15 protein-coding genes and 5 tRNA genes are annotated in these 14525 nt (G+C 63.7%); all 20 read right to left on the reverse strand.

Annotation, left to right across the window (positions count from 1 at the left end; all coding sequences use genetic code 11):
* Positions 1 to 48 precede the first annotated feature (48 nt).
* The 20 genes from V6Z91_RS28625 to rpoE all read right to left on the reverse strand — a co-directional run bounded on the left by V6Z91_RS28625 (position 49) and on the right by rpoE (position 14473).
* The gene (locus V6Z91_RS28625; protein WP_338764357.1) at positions 49 to 702 is read right to left on the reverse strand and encodes a glutathione S-transferase family protein; all 654 of its coding nucleotides are present in this window, start codon (positions 700 to 702) and stop codon (positions 49 to 51) included.
* 134 nt (positions 703 to 836) lie between these two features.
* Positions 837 to 912, reverse strand: a tRNA-Gly gene (locus V6Z91_RS28630).
* A 38-nt stretch (positions 913 to 950) separates the two neighbouring features.
* Positions 951 to 1024, reverse strand: a tRNA-Cys gene (locus V6Z91_RS28635).
* Between the two features lie 56 nt (positions 1025 to 1080).
* Positions 1081 to 1156 (reverse strand) — tRNA-Gly (locus V6Z91_RS28640).
* A 62-nt stretch (positions 1157 to 1218) separates the two neighbouring features.
* Positions 1219 to 1294, reverse strand: a tRNA-Gly gene (locus V6Z91_RS28645).
* A 107-nt stretch (positions 1295 to 1401) separates the two neighbouring features.
* Positions 1402 to 1477: transfer RNA gene (locus V6Z91_RS28650), tRNA-Gly, on the reverse strand.
* 87 nt (positions 1478 to 1564) lie between these two features.
* Entirely contained in the window at positions 1565 to 2149 is a 585-nt protein-coding gene (gene pgsA / locus V6Z91_RS28655) for a CDP-diacylglycerol--glycerol-3-phosphate 3-phosphatidyltransferase (RefSeq protein ID WP_338764359.1), read from the reverse strand.
* A 355-nt stretch (positions 2150 to 2504) separates the two neighbouring features.
* Positions 2505 to 4370: an excinuclease ABC subunit UvrC gene (gene uvrC, locus V6Z91_RS28660; protein WP_338764361.1), complete on the reverse strand. Its 1866-nt coding sequence runs from the start codon at positions 4368 to 4370 to the stop codon at positions 2505 to 2507.
* The gene (gene acpS, locus V6Z91_RS28665; protein ID WP_338764363.1) at positions 4363 to 4761 is read right to left on the reverse strand and encodes a holo-ACP synthase; all 399 of its coding nucleotides are present in this window, start codon (positions 4759 to 4761) and stop codon (positions 4363 to 4365) included. The genes uvrC and acpS overlap by 8 nt, the downstream gene beginning before the upstream one ends.
* Complete coding sequence (gene pdxJ, locus V6Z91_RS28670; protein WP_338764365.1) at positions 4758 to 5516, reverse strand: pyridoxine 5'-phosphate synthase; 759 nt, start codon at positions 5514 to 5516, stop codon at positions 4758 to 4760. The genes acpS and pdxJ overlap by 4 nt, the downstream gene beginning before the upstream one ends.
* Positions 5517 to 5529: 13 nt before the next feature.
* Positions 5530 to 6306, reverse strand: a complete 777-nt coding sequence (gene recO, locus V6Z91_RS28675; RefSeq protein ID WP_338772095.1) for a DNA repair protein RecO — start codon at positions 6304 to 6306, stop codon at positions 5530 to 5532.
* A 132-nt stretch (positions 6307 to 6438) separates the two neighbouring features.
* Positions 6439 to 7341, reverse strand: coding sequence for a GTPase Era (gene era / locus V6Z91_RS28680; protein ID WP_338764367.1), 903 nt, complete (start codon positions 7339 to 7341; stop codon positions 6439 to 6441).
* Between the two features lie 12 nt (positions 7342 to 7353).
* A complete protein-coding gene (rnc, locus tag V6Z91_RS28685; protein WP_338764369.1) occupies positions 7354 to 8142 on the reverse strand; it encodes a ribonuclease III in 789 nt (262 codons plus the stop codon).
* 25 nt (positions 8143 to 8167) lie between these two features.
* A complete protein-coding gene (locus V6Z91_RS28690; protein WP_338764371.1) occupies positions 8168 to 8548 on the reverse strand; it encodes a DUF4845 domain-containing protein in 381 nt (126 codons plus the stop codon).
* A gap of 12 nt (positions 8549 to 8560) precedes the next feature.
* Positions 8561 to 9481 (reverse strand): signal peptidase I, encoded by a 921-nt coding sequence (lepB, locus tag V6Z91_RS28695; RefSeq protein WP_338764373.1) that lies wholly within the window; start codon positions 9479 to 9481, stop codon positions 8561 to 8563.
* Positions 9478 to 11271 (reverse strand): translation elongation factor 4, encoded by a 1794-nt coding sequence (lepA, locus tag V6Z91_RS28700; RefSeq protein ID WP_338764375.1) that lies wholly within the window; start codon positions 11269 to 11271, stop codon positions 9478 to 9480. The genes lepB and lepA overlap by 4 nt, the downstream gene beginning before the upstream one ends.
* A gap of 215 nt (positions 11272 to 11486) precedes the next feature.
* Positions 11487 to 11732, reverse strand: coding sequence for a glutaredoxin family protein (locus tag V6Z91_RS28705; protein ID WP_338764377.1), 246 nt, complete (start codon positions 11730 to 11732; stop codon positions 11487 to 11489).
* A gap of 33 nt (positions 11733 to 11765) precedes the next feature.
* Complete coding sequence (locus tag V6Z91_RS28710; protein ID WP_338764379.1) at positions 11766 to 13256, reverse strand: DegQ family serine endoprotease; 1491 nt, start codon at positions 13254 to 13256, stop codon at positions 11766 to 11768.
* A 225-nt stretch (positions 13257 to 13481) separates the two neighbouring features.
* Positions 13482 to 13769, reverse strand: a complete 288-nt coding sequence (locus V6Z91_RS28715; protein WP_338764381.1) for a sigma-E factor negative regulatory protein — start codon at positions 13767 to 13769, stop codon at positions 13482 to 13484.
* A 101-nt stretch (positions 13770 to 13870) separates the two neighbouring features.
* On the reverse strand, positions 13871 to 14473 hold the full coding sequence (gene rpoE / locus V6Z91_RS28720) for an RNA polymerase sigma factor RpoE (RefSeq protein ID WP_338764383.1): 603 nt from the start codon (positions 14471 to 14473) through the stop codon (positions 13871 to 13873).
* Positions 14474 to 14525 lie beyond the last annotated feature (52 nt).

Below are 14525 nucleotides of genomic sequence, written 5' to 3' on the forward strand. Positions count from 1 at the left end.
CGTCGTTCTTTCAATGCGCCGGCTGCACGCTATCGGGGCGGCGCGCCGTCAGCCCGCGCTGGCGGCCGGCGCATTGACCGCCAGTTGCGCGGCAAACGCCCGCTTGTAGGCCGGCCGCGCCTCGCCGCGCGCCACATAGGCGGCCAGGTTCGGAAATTCATCGAGGAGGCCGGACGAACGGGACCTGAGCAGCACGGACACCATCATCAGGTCGCCCGCGCTGAACGGGCCCTCGAGCCATTCCGCATCGCCGAGGCGGGCCGACAGCAGGTGCAGGCGGTCGCGCACGCGCTCTTGGACCAGGGGCAGCCGCTCCTCGTACCAGGGCTTGTCGCGTTCGGCCAGCATGACCGTGGACAGTTCCAGGATCGGCGGCTCCACCGTGTTCAGCGCGGCGAACATCCACGCGATCGCCCTCGCCTTCGCGTTGGCATGGTGCGGCAGCAGGCCGGCGTGGCGCTCGGCGATGTGCAGGACGATCGCCCCGGTCTCGAACAGGGCGAGGTTGCCTTCCTCATAGGTGGGGATCTGGCCGAAGGGATGCAGCGCCAGGTGGGCAGGCTGCTTCATTGCCGGGAACGTCACCAGGCGTACCTTGTAGGCCTGGCCGGTTTCCTCCAGCGCCCAGCGCACGCGCGTATCGCGGGCCAGGCCCTTGCCACCGTCGGGCGAATGTTCAAAGGCGGTGATGGTGATGGTCATCGTGCTCCTCCTCGTTGACAGGACCGACGGCCAAAGTATAACGGGGACGATTGCCCCGGCCCGGGGCGGAGCCGAAGCGTGCGGCGGTAGAAAACAGAAAGGGCAGCCACTCGGGCTGCCCTTCTGCTTGAATCTGGAGCGGGAGAAGAGTCTCGAACTCTCGACCTCAACCTTGGCAAGGTTGCGCTCTACCAACTGAGCTACTCCCGCTTGGGAGTGGATTACCACGATGACTTACTGCCAAAACTTGGAGGCGAGGACGGGAGTCGAACCCGTCTAGACGGCTTTGCAGGCCGCTGCATAACCGCTTTGCTACCTCGCCAGAGGAAACATTTACTACAAAGACCTCAGCGGGTTATGCACTGAAATCCAGGAATCTGGAGCGGGAGAAGAGTCTCGAACTCTCGACCTCAACCTTGGCAAGGTTGCGCTCTACCAACTGAGCTACTCCCGCATGGAGTTACATCTTTGTTTCAAACTTAGGTTCACACTTCGTTGCTGCCCCGGTCTTTCGACTGGAGCGGGAGAAGAGTCTCGAACTCTCGACCTCAACCTTGGCAAGGTTGCGCTCTACCAACTGAGCTACTCCCGCATTTCAGGAACCGCAAGCACGACAGCACTGCACGAATCCAAGCACTACATTATCGCAGAAACATCTTCGGATGCCCAGCGAATTGTTGACACATCCACAGCGTTTTCTGGAGCGGGAGAAGAGTCTCGAACTCTCGACCTCAACCTTGGCAAGGTTGCGCTCTACCAACTGAGCTACTCCCGCTTTGCTTTACTGCTGCGTCGTCATCAACAACAGGCCAGCATTATAGAGCATGGAATTTCGCTGTCAAGGGAGAAACCAAAATACTGTTTAGTTCAAATTGCCCGAACGTTCCTTGATCAGCGGCCAGGCCTTCTTCAGGTAGTAGAACATCGACCAGACGGTGAGCACGCTGGCCAGCCACAGCAGCTTCTCGCCCCAGAAGCGGGAATCGAGCGCGCCGAACAGCACGTCGTAGTACAGCAGCGCGGGAATGGCCGTCATCTGGGCTACCGTCTTGATCTTGCCGATCGAGTTCACGGCCACCGATTTCGAGGCGCCGATCTGCGCCATCCATTCGCGCAGCGCGGAGATCGTGATCTCGCGGCCAATGATGATGAAAGCGAGGATGGCGTTGCAGCGGTCCAGCTGCACCAGCACCAGCAAGGCGCCTGCGACCATCAGCTTGTCCGCCACCGGATCGAGGAAGGCGCCGAAGGCGGAGGTCTGGTTCCAGCGGCGGGCCAGGAAGCCGTCGAACCAGTCCGTGACGGCGGCAACGATGAATACGAGGGTGGCAGCGAGATTGCGGTCCTGCAGGGGCAACCAGGTGGGAGGAAGGTAGAACACGCCCACGACCAGGGGGATCAGCGCAACGCGCAACCAGGTCAGCAGGATCGGGACATTGAATGGCATAGAAGCGGAAAGGACGGCGGCTGTAGGAATTGTAATAACGCGCCGCTAGTCTACCCTGCCGACCGGGGTAATGCCAGCAAGCACGGTTCAGTAGGACGGCTATGCCGGCAAGCCGGTCTACAAGGCCGGCTTTACCCCAGGCGCGAACCCTGGGTCAGACCCGACGGGGCGAAGCCGGGGGTGGAGCAGGGGTTTCGCGGAGCATGCTCCGCGCCTGCGGAACGATGTAGCCCTGCAGGGCTACATCTTCGAGGAGCACAGCTCCTCGCCGGCGGAGTGGAGTGGCCTTGCAAGGCCACTCTCCTTCCTGTCCCCGGCATTTGCGCCTGGGGCCCTGATCGATGCGCCTGCGGGACTAGTGAAGACGCCTGTAGATTTCTTCGGCGAGCTTGGCGGAGATGCCCTCGACGGACATGAGATCCTCCACGCTCGCATTGGTCACGCCGCGCAAGCCGCCGAAGCGTGCCAGCAGGCGCTGGCGCCGCTTGGCGCCGATGCCCTCGATTTCCTCCAGCGTGGAAGTCTGGCGCGCCTTGGCACGCTTGGCGCGCATGCCCGTGATGGCGAAGCGGTGCGCCTCGTCGCGGATCATCGCCACCAGCATCAGCGCCGCCGATTCCTTGCCCAGTTCCTGCGGCGCGCGGCCGTCGACGAACACCAGCGTCTCCAGGCCCACGCGCCGGCCCTCGCCTTTCGCGACGCCCACGATCAGGCTGATGTCCAGGCCCAGCTCCACGAACACCTGGCGCGCCATTTCCACCTGCCCCTTGCCGCCGTCGATCAGCACCACGTCGGGCATCACGCCATCGCCATTGGCCACCTTCTCGTAGCGGCGCATCAGCACCTGGCGCATGGCCGCGTAATCGTCGCCCGGCGTGATGTCGTTGATGTTGTAGCGGCGGTATTCGCCGTTCTGCATCTGGTGGTGGTGGAACACCACGCACGATGCCTGCGTCGCTTCGCCCATCGTGTGGCTGATATCGAAGCACTCGATGCGCAGCGTTTCCAGGTCCTCGTTCTCGAGCCCCAGCACGTCCGCCAGCGCACGGGTGCGCGATTGCTGCGAGCCCTGCTCCGACAGCAGCCGCGCCAGCGCGATCTCGGCACCCTTCTGCGCCAGCTCGAGCCACTGGCGGCGCTGACCCTGCGGCTGGAACAGCAGGTTGATGCGGTGGCCGCACTGCTCCTGCAAGGCCAGGATCAGTTCCGGCTGGTCGAACTCGATGTTCAGGATCAGCACGCCGGGGATCGTCTTTTCCGTGTAGTGCTGCACGAGGAAGGCCGACAGCACTTCGACCTCGATCGGCAGTTCGGCCACGGCTTCCGCATCCATCACGTGCGTGGGGAAGTAGGCGCGGTCGCCCAGGTGGCGCCCGCCGCGCACCATCGCAAGGTTGACGCAGGCGCGCCCGCCCTGCACCACCACGGCGATGATGTCCACGTCGGAGTCCGACGTTTCCATGCTCTGCTGGTGCAGCACCTTCGACAGCGACTGGATCTGGTTGCGCACCGCGGCGGCCTGCTCGAACTTCAGGTCGGCCGCATAGCCGTGCATCTTCTGCTCCAGCTCCTCCATCACCTCGGTGGTGCGCCCGCGCAGGAAGCGCGCGGCATTGTTCACGTCGACCCGGTAATCCGCGGGGCTGATCGCGCCCACGCAAGGCGCGCTGCAGCGGCCGATCTGGTTCAGCAGGCACGGGCGCGTGCGGTTCTGGTAGACGCTGTCCTCGCAGGTGCGCAGCATGAACACCCTCTGCAGGATCTGCATCGATTCCTTCACCGCCCACGCGGAAGGGAACGGGCCGAAGTACTGGTTCTTCTTGTCCACGGCGCCGCGGTAGTACACCATGCGCGGCACCTCGTCGCCCGTCAGCTTCAGGTACGGGTACGATTTATCGTCGCGGAACAGGATGTTAAAGCGCGGCTGCAGCGTCTTGATCAGGTTGTTCTCGAGGATCAGCGCTTCGGCCTCGCTGCGCGTGACCGTCGTCTCCAGCCTGGCAATGCGCTCGACCATCATGGCGATGCGCGGGCTGGACAGGTTCTTCTGGAAGTAGTTCGAGACGCGCTTCTTCAGGTCGCGCGCCTTGCCCACGTACAGCACGCGGTCCTCGGCGTCGAAGTAGCGGTACACGCCGGGCAGGTTCGGCAGCTTGGCGACGGTGGCCAGCACCTGCTCGCGCGCCGACAGGGTCGGCAAGACTTCAGTGATCTCACTCATCAAGCTTCTCCACGATCACGAACGCGACCGCGTATTCCTCTTCATCGCTGACGGACACCTGGGCCGCCAGCCGGTTGTGCTCCATGTATTGTTTCAGATCGCCGCCGCACACGATGCACGGCTTGCCCAGCGCATCGTTCAGCAACTGCGCGGCCGGCCACGTCATGGGCGGGCGCAGGCCGAGGCCGAGGGCCTTCGAGAAGGCTTCCTTGGCCGCGAAGCGCGTGGCCAGGTAGCGCACGCCGCGCACGGGATTGCGCGCGCTGCGTTCGCGGAACACTTCCATCTCATCCGGACCGAGCACGCGCCAGGCAAAGCGCTCGCCCTGGCGCGCCAGCGCCTCGGCGATGCGCGGTACCCGGCAGATGTCGGTGCCGATCCCGTGGATCATCGTGCTCCCAGGCGGGTGGAGACCATGATGGCCTTCATCTCGCGCACGGCGTTTTCCCAGCCGACGAACACCGAGTGGGCCACGATCGCGTGGCCGATGTTCAGTTCCTCGATCTGCGGAATGGCGGCGATCGCCTGCACGTTCGTGTAATGCAGGCCGTGGCCCGCATTGACCTTCAGGCCGCGCTGCACGCCCCAGCGCACGCCTTCCTTGATCCGCTCGAGTTCCTTTTGCTGCTCTTCGCCTTCCGCATCGGCATAGGCACCCGTGTGCAGTTCGATGACGGGCGCGCCCACGTCGGCCGCGGCCTGGATCTGTGCCTCGTCGGCATCGATGAACAGGCTCACGCGGATATTCTCGCCCTGCAGCTGCTTCACCGCCGCGGCGACTTCCTTGTGGAAGCGCACCACGTCCAGCCCGCCCTCGGTGGTGATCTCGGTGCGCTTCTCCGGCACCAGGCACACGTCCGCCGGCCTGATGCGGCAGGCGAAGTCGATCATCTCCTGCGTCACCGCCGCTTCCAGGTTCATGCGCGTGACCAGTTGCGGCGCCATGCGGATCACGTCCTCGTCCTTGATGTGGCGGCGGTCTTCGCGCAGGTGCAGCGTGATGCAGTCGGCGCCGGCCTGCTCTGCCAGCAGCGCGGCGCGGATCGGGTCGGGGTACTTGGTGCCGCGCGCGTTGCGCAGCGTGGCCACGTGGTCGATGTTGACGCCCAGGTCGATCATCGTGCCGGAGGGGTGCAGGAAGCTCATGGTCTCTTTGTTCTTAAAGTTGCATCAGGTCGATCAAAATCTGGCGCGTGTTCAGCGGCGCCCCGTTCAGGTGCCAGGCCAGCAGGAAACGCATCAGCTGCTTGCTCTGCGCCTGCGTGGCCGGGTCCGAGTAATCCTCGCGCTCCATGTCGAGCAGCGTCTTGCCGGCCACGCGCGGCGCGGTGTCGTCGTCGCGCGCCGGCCGCGGCCCCCGCTCGGGATCGACCACGTAGGCGATGCCCGCCTTCACCTTCGCGCGCGTATCGGCACAGCGCGCCAGGTCGGCGGCCACCCCGGTCTCCTTAAGTAGGGCCGTTTCGAATTTCCGCAAGACGATGGGCGGCGGTTCATTGTGCGCCAGCTGGTTCAGGGTGGCCACGTAATGGTCGAACAGCTTGGGGTGCGCATCGTCGCGCGCCAGCAGCTTGACCAATAATTCGTTCAGGTAGAAGCCGCACAGCAGCGCCGTTTTTTCCAGCGGCAGCAAGCCGCCCACCCAGTCGGCATCGGTGAGCGTGCGCAATTCGTTCTTGCCGGCCCAGCCGGCGGAGAGCGGCTGGAAGGTCTGCAGCACCCCGCGCAATTGCGAGTGCGGGCGCTTGGCGCCCTTGGCGATCAGCGCCACGCGGCCGAAGTCGCGCGTGAGCAGCTCCACGATCAGGCTGGTTTCCTTGTACGGATAGCTGTGCAGGACGAAGGCGGGTTGCGCCGTGACGCGCGTGCCCACGGTGCGCGGGGCGCTGCGCTTGCGAGCCGGTTGCGGCGGCTGTACCGGAGGGGCCGTGAGCATGTAGGGAACCGCGCGGTCGCGCACTTCCAGCGCAGTCACGAGTTCCTCGGTAGCGGTATCCTGGCCGCCTGCGGCCGAAGCCGCGTCCGCAGCGGGCGCAGCGTCGGCCGAGGCGTGGCGCTTAGCCATGGTTCATTCGTAACCGTAAGCGCGCAGGCCGGCTTCGTTGTCGGCCCAGCCGGATTTCACCTTGACCCAGATCTCCAGGTACACCGGGCCGCCGAACAGCTTTTCCATGTCCAGGCGGGCCTGGGTGGAGACTTCCTTCAGCCGCACGCCCTTGTTACCGATGATCATCGATTTGTGGCCGTCCCGCTCGACGAGGATGGCGGCGAAGATGCGCCGCAGATTGCCCTCCTGCTCGAACTTTTCGATCAGCACCGTGCTGGTGTACGGCAGCTCGTCGCCCACGAAGCGGAACAGCTTTTCGCGCACGATTTCGGAGGCGAGGAATTTTTCGCTGCGGTCGGTGATGTCGTCTTCGCCGAAAATCGGCGGATTTTCCGGCAGCAGGCGCTTGATCTCGTTTTGCAGGCCGTCCAGCTGGAAGCGCAGCTTGGCCGAGACGGGCACCACGGCGGCGAAGTCGTATTTCGAGGCCACCTGCTGCGCGAACGGCAGCAGCACGGCCTTGTCCTTGGCGCGGTCGGACTTGTTGATCACCAGGACCACCGGCACGTTCTTCGGCAGCAGGTCGATGACTTGCTGGTCGGCCTGCCCGAAGGTGCCGGCTTCGACGAGGAACAGGATCACGTCGGAAGAATCCAGCGTGCCCGTGACTGTCTTGTTCAGCGTCTTGTTCAGGGCGTTCGAATGGCGGGTCTGGAAGCCCGGCGTGTCGACATAGATGAACTGGGCATCGGACAGCGTCTGGATGCCGGTGATGCGGTGGCGCGTCGTTTGCGCCTTGCGCGAGGTGATGCTCACCTTGGCGCCGATCAGCGTGTTCATCAGGGTCGACTTGCCCACGTTGGGGCGGCCGACGATGGCGATATAACCGCAGCGGAAACCTGCGGGCGTGGTGGCGTCAGTCATAGTGATTCTCGGTTATTTGTTGGCGAGCTTTTCTTCCGCCGGCTCGTCGCCCTGGACGGTGGCGATGCCCGCCAGCTTCAGCTGGGCGGCGCGCGGTTTGCTCTTGCGCGCGGCGGCCGGTGCTTTCTGCACGGCCTTTTCGGCCACTTCCAGGGCCAGCTTGGCGGCCGCCTGTTCGCCGGCACGGCGGCTGCCGCCGCGGCCATAGACCTGGATGCCCAGCTTCGGCACCAGGCATTCGATCTCGAATTCCTGGCTGTGCGCAGCGCCATGCGTGGCCACCACGTTATACAGCGGCAGCGAAATCTTCTTGCTCTGCAGGAATTCCTGCAACAGCGTCTTGGCATCCTTGCCCAGGGTGCGCGGGTCGACCGAGTCGAGAATGGGAATGTAGAACGCCCGGATCACGCGCGCGGCGGCGTCGAAACCCGCATCGAGGAAGATCGCGCCGAGGATCGCTTCGAGCGTGTCGGCGAGGATCGACGGCCGGCGAAAGCCGCCGGATTTCAACTCCCCTTCGCCCAGCCTCAGGAATTGCGACAGCTCCAGCTTCTGCGCGATCTCGTACAGGGACTGCTGCTTGACGAGGTTGGCGCGCAGGCGCGACAGGTCACCCTCGTCGATCTGCAGGTAGCGCTCGTAGAGAATGGAGGCGACCACGCAGTTCAGGATCGAATCGCCCAGGAATTCCAGGCGTTCGTTATGCAAACTGCTGTGGCTGCGATGCGTCAGGGCCTGCTGCAACAATCCAGCGTCCCCGAACGTGTGGCCCAGCTTGGTTTGCAATAACTGTAGATTCATCGTCCTGTCTGTCCTGTCTGTCGTGTCACTCGGCCTTCAGCGCGACGCCGCCGCCCTTGGCGGTCGATCCGCTGTACTCGAGCAGCACGCTGGCCGGCCCGGCCAGGTGGATTTTCTTGTCGTAGGCAAAAGATACTTCGATATCGCCATCGACGCGCTCGATCGTCAGGTCGCGGCCGCTGATCGAGCTGATGTAGTTTACCTCGGCGCTGCGGTCGAACGCGGCACGGATTTCCTGCGGCGTATCGCCGGCCGTTCTGGCCTTGGCGATCGCCGCGTTGATGGAGCGGTATTCGGTGTACGTGGGCAGGATCCGCATCGCCAGCACGGCGATCATGCCGACCAGCGCCAGCAGCACGATCAGGCCCGTGAGCGAGATGCCTTCCTGCCTGTCACGACCACGCATGCCCGCGCTCCCTTAGTGGATCGCGCCGATCCGGCGCGGATTGGACAGGTTCATCCATACCGCCACCGCCTTGCCGACGATGTTCTTGTCCGGCACGAAGCCCCAGTAGCGGCTGTCCGCACTGTTGTCGCGGTTGTCACCCATCATGAAGTAGTTACCGGCCGGCACCGTGCACGTGAAACCATCGTACGTGTAGGTGCAGGCTTCCTTGTTCGGGAAGTCGCCCACGTCCGACTCGTTGTACGTCGACGACCGGTCGTCGTTCAGGATGCGGTGCTCGACGCCGGACAGGTTTTCCTTGAATTGCTTCTTGTAATTGAGCGTTTCATCTTCCAGGTAATCCTCCATCGGCGCATAGCTGATGGGCTTGCCGTTCACGGTGAGACGCTTGTTTTCATAAGTGATCTTATCACCCGGCACACCGACGATGCGCTTGATGTAATCCTGGCTCATGTCCTTCGGATACTTGAACACCATCACGTCGCCGCGCTGCGGATCGTTGATGGGGATGATCTTCTGGTTGATGATCGGCAGGCGGATGCCGTAGGTGAATTTGTTCACCAGGATCAGGTCACCCACGAGCAGGGTCGGCACCATCGACGACGACGGGATCTTGAACGGCTCGAACAGGAACGAGCGCAGGAAGAACACCAGCGCGATCACGGGGAAGAAGCTGCCCGAGTATTCGATCCACGTGGGCTGCTTCAGGTGTGCCTGCTCGATCTGGGCGCGGCTTTGCGCATTGCTGTCGACCTTGATGCCGTCGGCGGTCAGCTTGGCCGTGCGCGCGTCGTACTCGGCCAGCGCCTTGTCGGCGGCGGCGCGGCGCTGCTTCGCGAGGTAAAACACGTCCAGGACCCAGATGACCCCGGTTACCACCATCAGGACGAACAGGATGAGCGCAAAATTGCCCAGGATGCTCTGCATTGTCATTTTTCTTCCACTTGGAGGATTGCCAGGAATGCTTCTTGCGGGATCTCGACGGAACCGACCTGCTTCATGCGCTTCTTGCCGGCCTTCTGCTTCTCGAGCAGCTTCTTCTTCCGCGAAATATCGCCGCCGTAGCACTTGGCCAGCACGTTCTTGCGCAGCGCCTTGACGTTTTCACGCGAGATGATGTTGGAGCCGATCGCAGCCTGGATCGCCACGTCGAACATCTGCCGTGGGATCAGTTCGCGCATCTTCGCCGCCACCTGGCGGCCGCGGTACGGCGCATTGGCGCGGTGCACGATGATGGCCAGCGCGTCGACCTTCTCGCTGTTGATCAGCATGTCGACCTTCACCACGTCGGCGGCACGGTATTCCTTGAACTCGTAATCCATCGACGCATAGCCGCGCGAGGTGGATTTGAGCTTGTCGAAGAAGTCCAGCACGATCTCGGCCATCGGCATCTCGTACACGAGCTTCACCTGGCGGCCGTGGTAAGCCATGTCCATCTGGATACCGCGCTTGGCGATGCACAGCGTGATCACGGAACCGACATACTCCTGCGGCATGTACAGGTTGACGGTGACGATGGGCTCGCGCACTTCGTTGATGTGCGACGGGTCGGGCATGCGCGACGGGTTATCCACGTTGATCGTGGTGCCGTCGCGCTGTTCGACTTCATACACCACGGTCGGTGCCGTGGTGATCAGGTCCATGTCGAACTCGCGCTCCAGGCGTTCCTGCACGATTTCCATGTGCAGAAGACCCAGGAAACCGCAGCGGAAGCCGAAGCCCAGCGCCTGCGACACTTCCGGTTCGTACATCAGCGCGGCATCGTTCAGCTTCAGCTTTTCCAGCGAGTCGCGCAGCGCGTCGTACTGGTTCGCTTCCACGGGGAACAGGCCGGCGAACACTTGCGGCTGCACTTCCTTGAAGCCGGGCAGCGGCGCTTCGGCCGGCTTGACCGCCGTGGTGATCGTGTCGCCCACGCGGGCCACCTTCAATTCCTTGATGCCGGCGATCACGAAGCCCACCTGGCCCGCCGACAGCTCGGGCAGCGAGATCGAGCGCGGCGAGAAGATGCCGAGGTCTTCGACCAGCTGCACGGAATCGGTGGCCATCAGGCGGATCTTTTCCTTCGGACGCAGGGTACCGTTGACGACGCGCACCAGCATCACCACGCCCACGTAGGCGTCATACCACGAGTCGATGATCAGCGCCTGCAGCGGCGCGGTCGGGTCGCCCTTCGGCGGCGGCACCTTGGCGATGATCGATTCGAGCACGTCCTCGACGCCCAGGCCCGTCTTGGCGGAGCACTGCACGGCGTCGCCGGCTTCGATGCCGATCACGTCCTCGATCTCGGCAATTGCCGACGGCGGATCGGCGTTCGGCAGGTCGATCTTGTTCAGCACGGGCACCACTTCCACACCCAGGTCGAGCGCCGTGTAGCAGTTGGCCACCGTCTGCGCCTCGACGCCCTGCGAGGCGTCGACGACCAGCAGCGCGCCTTCGCAGGCCGACAGCGAGCGCGACACTTCATACGAGAAGTCGACGTGGCCCGGTGTGTCGATCAGGTTCAGGTTGTAGATTTCGCCATTGCGCGCCTTGTATTTCAGCGCCGCCGTCTGGGCCTTGATGGTGATGCCGCGTTCGCGCTCGAGGTCCATCGAATCGAGCACCTGGGCTTCCATCTCGCGGTCCGACAGGCCGCCGCACAACTGGATGATGCGGTCCGCCAGCGTGGATTTGCCATGGTCGATATGGGCGATGATGGAAAAATTGCGAATGTTGTTCATTTAGTAAAACGGCGTAAAACAGCGATAAAAACGGCGTGGAGGCAGCAAAACACTCGGTCAATGCGAGCCAATGCAAAAAGCGCTCGGGGCGGGAAAGCCCTGCCGAGCGCCTTTCGAGAAAACGTGCAAGGAAAAACCCCTCGCATTTTACCGGATTTCAGAGTGGAAAGCCCGAATTCTGACGTACCGGGCGAGGCGGGAGGCTTAAAAGATCGTTATCGGCTGTTATCACCGAGCGCAGCCATGACCTTTGGCGCGTCGAGGAAGTAATGGCACAGCTGTTCCTCGCCGAGGCAGAGCACTGGCACGAGCTCGTCGTAGCGGGCCACCAGCGCAGGATCGGCGTCCACGTCGATCACATCGACGGTGAACGGCCGCTCCGGCGTGCGCAAGGCCAGCAAGGCGTCGAGCATGTCCTGGCACAGGTGGCAGTAGCTGCGGGAATACAGGATGAAGCGCATCGCAAGGCGGGGCGGCCGAAGCCGCCCCGACGATCACTTGCCGGCCGGCGCCGGACGCAGCGTCAGGAAGCGCGCCACGTCGCCGCGGCGCACCAGCACCACGGCATTGCGCTTCGGATCGAGCTTCGACACCAGCGCGGCGAACTGCTTGGCATCGGTGATCAGCGTATTGTTCAGCTGCAGCAGCACATCGTCCGGCCGGATGCCGGCGCTGCCGGCCACGCCTTCGGCCGCATCCACCTTGACGCCGCCCGGCACGCCCAGCTCCTTCTTCTCGGCCGCCGAGAGGTCGGACACCTTCAGCCCCAGCGCGTTGCTGGCGCCCTCGGTGTTGGGCTTGTTGCGATCGCCGCGTGCGCCGCGCGCGGGCTGGTCGGATTCCAGTTCGGCCACGGTGACCGGCAGGTCGACAGCCTTGCCCTGGCGCCAGACGGTGATGGTGGCGCGGGTGTTCGGCTTGGTATTGCCGACCAGGCGCGGCAGGTCGTTCGAGCCCGTGATGTCGGTGCCGTTGAACTTGATGACGATGTCGCCGGCGCGCAGGCCGGCCTTGGCGGCCGGGCCGCCTTCTTCCACCATCGATACTTCGGCGCCGCGGGCGTCCTTCAGGCCCAGCGACTCGGCCACGTCGCGGGTAACCGGGCCGATCTGCACGCCGATGCGGCCGCGGGTCACCTTGCCGGTGGCTTTCAGCTGGTCGGCCACGCGCATCGCCTCGTCGATCGGCACGGCGAACGAAATGCCGTTATACGCGCCGCTCAAGGTGGCGATCTGCGAGTTGATGCCGATGACCTCGCCGCGCATATTGATCAGCGGGCCGCCCGAGTTGCCGGGGTTGACCGCCACGTCGCTCTGGATCAACGGCAGGTATTCGCCCGTGTCGCGCGACTTGGCCGAGATGATGCCGGCGGTGACCGAGTTTTCCAGGTTGAACGGCGAGCCGATCGCGACGACCCATTCGCCGACGCGGATCTTGTTGGAGTCGCCCATCTTCAACACGGGCAGGTTGGCCCCTTCGACCTTCAGCACGGCCACGTCGGTGCGGGTGTCCGAACCCAGTACCTTGGCCTTGAATTCGCGCTTGTCGGTCAGCGTGACGTACACCTCGTCGGCGCCGGCCACCACGTGCGCATTGGTCAGCACGTAGCCGTCGGCGGAAATGATGAAGCCGGAACCGACGCCGCGCTGCACCTCGCGCTCCTGCGGCGCCTGCTGTTGCCGGCGCGGCTGCTGGCGCGGGGTCGGCATCTGCCCGCCGAAGAAGCGGCGGAAGAATTCCTGCATCTCTTCCTCGTCCGGCGAGCCGGATTCACGCATCCTCAGGCGCTCGGTGGTGCGGATGTTCACGACGGCGGGACCGACCTTGTCCACCATGTCGGCGAAATCCGGCAGGCCGGCGACGGCCGCGGTGGCCGGCGCGGCGTGCACGGGAGCGAGGCCCAGCGTGGCAGGCGCGAACAGGATACCCGCGCTGACCAGCAGCGCCGACAGGGTTTTATTACCAGCAGAGATATTGGTTGTCATAGGAATGTCTGTTATCGGTATGGGTCAGGGCGCAACAAGCCGGTGGCTTCGCCGTATGGTAAGCGAAAAGCTGAAGTTGCAGCACGCACAAGATGTTGCAAACAATAACAAATTTCAAGGGGAGATTTGTAGCGCTCGCGCCGTGGAGTGTAACGGCGCGGTACCGGATGTTACGAGACGTGACGCCAGTGCCCGTGGCGGGCATCCGGTGGCTGGGGGGAAGCGTCAGGAAACGGTGGCGGTGGCGGAACCCTGCTGTGCCGCGTCGGCACCCGGGCTGCCGGGGAGTTCCTCGGCAGCGAGGCGTTCGGCAAGGCGCGCGGCAAAACCGGCGGACAGCTCCACTTCCGGCTGGTGGACCCGCAATGCGTCGCCCACGATGTGATAGATGCGCCAGGCCGCCAACCCTTCGGGTTCGGACAGCGCAGCCAGCGTGAGTTCGACTTCGGACTCCGGCAATTCGTTGTCCACCATCGCCGAGATGTTTTCCTGCAGGCGGGTCGGGGTTTCCATGACATGTCCCAGTTGACGGAGAATTGAACAACGACAAAATTGAACCACGACAAGGACCGATCGCCAATCGTTACACGGCCTGAACCGGCAGTTTCGAAGCCCTACCAGCGTTTGTCAACCGGCATATCCAATAACGGACGCAGTTTGTCGGCGATCACCTCGCGCGCCCGGAAAATACGGCTGCGCACCGTTCCGATCGGGCACGACATGATTTCCGATATCTCTTCATAACTCATGCCCTCGATCTCGCGCAGCAGGATCGCCGTGCGCAGGTCGAGGGGTAGCGCATCCATCGCGGCATTGACCGTTTCCGCTATCTGCTTGGTCGCCAGCATGGACTCGGGCGTGTTGATGTCGCGCAGACCTTCCCCCTCGCCCGTCGCCTCGCCGTTGTCGGCATCGGCTTCGGTGCCGGTGCTCGCGCGGCGGCCGGCGGTGGCCAGGTAATTCTTGGCGGTGTTGATGCCGATCCGGTACAGCCACGTGTAGAAGGCGGAATCGCCGCGGAAGTGGCGCAGGGCACGGAAAGCCTTGATGAAGCTTTCCTGCACGACGTCTTCCGCCTCGGCAGGGTCATGCACGATGCGCGATACCAGCCGCATCAGCCTGCGCTGATACTTCGACACGAGCAAGTCGAATGCCTGCCGCTCACCTGCCTGGACTCGCTCGACCAGCAGCTGATCGCTCTCACGGTCTGTCGTCACACCTTGTGCCCTCGGTGACTTGCAGCGCCGACGCTCATATCGCTATAGAGAG

The organism is Massilia sp. METH4 (genome assembly GCF_037094685.1).
GTDB lineage: Bacteria > Pseudomonadota > Gammaproteobacteria > Burkholderiales > Burkholderiaceae_D > Rugamonas.

Bases quoted from the DNA above. Each gene is read 5' to 3' on its own strand.
- V6Z91_RS28705 (WP_338764377.1), bottom strand. From the start codon at position 11,732: ATGCGCTTCATCCTGTATTCCCGCAGCTACTGCCACCTGTGCCAGGAC.
- recO (WP_338772095.1), bottom strand. From the start codon at position 6,306: ATGCTCACGGCCCCTCCGGTACAGCCGCCGCAACCGGCTCGCAAGCGC.
- acpS (WP_338764363.1), bottom strand. From the start codon at position 4,761: ATGATCCACGGGATCGGCACCGACATCTGCCGGGTACCGCGCATCGCC.
- era (WP_338764367.1), bottom strand. From the start codon at position 7,341: ATGACTGACGCCACCACGCCCGCAGGTTTCCGCTGCGGTTATATCGCC.
- pdxJ (WP_338764365.1), bottom strand. From the start codon at position 5,516: ATGAGCTTCCTGCACCCCTCCGGCACGATGATCGACCTGGGCGTCAAC.
- V6Z91_RS28715 (WP_338764381.1), bottom strand. From the start codon at position 13,769: ATGGAAACCCCGACCCGCCTGCAGGAAAACATCTCGGCGATGGTGGAC.
- pgsA (WP_338764359.1), bottom strand. From the start codon at position 2,149: ATGCCATTCAATGTCCCGATCCTGCTGACCTGGTTGCGCGTTGCGCTG.
- uvrC (WP_338764361.1), bottom strand. From the start codon at position 4,370: ATGAGTGAGATCACTGAAGTCTTGCCGACCCTGTCGGCGCGCGAGCAG.
- rnc (WP_338764369.1), bottom strand. From the start codon at position 8,142: ATGAATCTACAGTTATTGCAAACCAAGCTGGGCCACACGTTCGGGGAC.
- lepB (WP_338764373.1), bottom strand. From the start codon at position 9,481: ATGACAATGCAGAGCATCCTGGGCAATTTTGCGCTCATCCTGTTCGTC.
- V6Z91_RS28710 (WP_338764379.1), bottom strand. From the start codon at position 13,256: ATGACAACCAATATCTCTGCTGGTAATAAAACCCTGTCGGCGCTGCTG.
- V6Z91_RS28625 (WP_338764357.1), bottom strand. From the start codon at position 702: ATGACCATCACCATCACCGCCTTTGAACATTCGCCCGACGGTGGCAAG.
- V6Z91_RS28690 (WP_338764371.1), bottom strand. From the start codon at position 8,548: ATGCGTGGTCGTGACAGGCAGGAAGGCATCTCGCTCACGGGCCTGATC.
- lepA (WP_338764375.1), bottom strand. From the start codon at position 11,271: ATGAACAACATTCGCAATTTTTCCATCATCGCCCATATCGACCATGGC.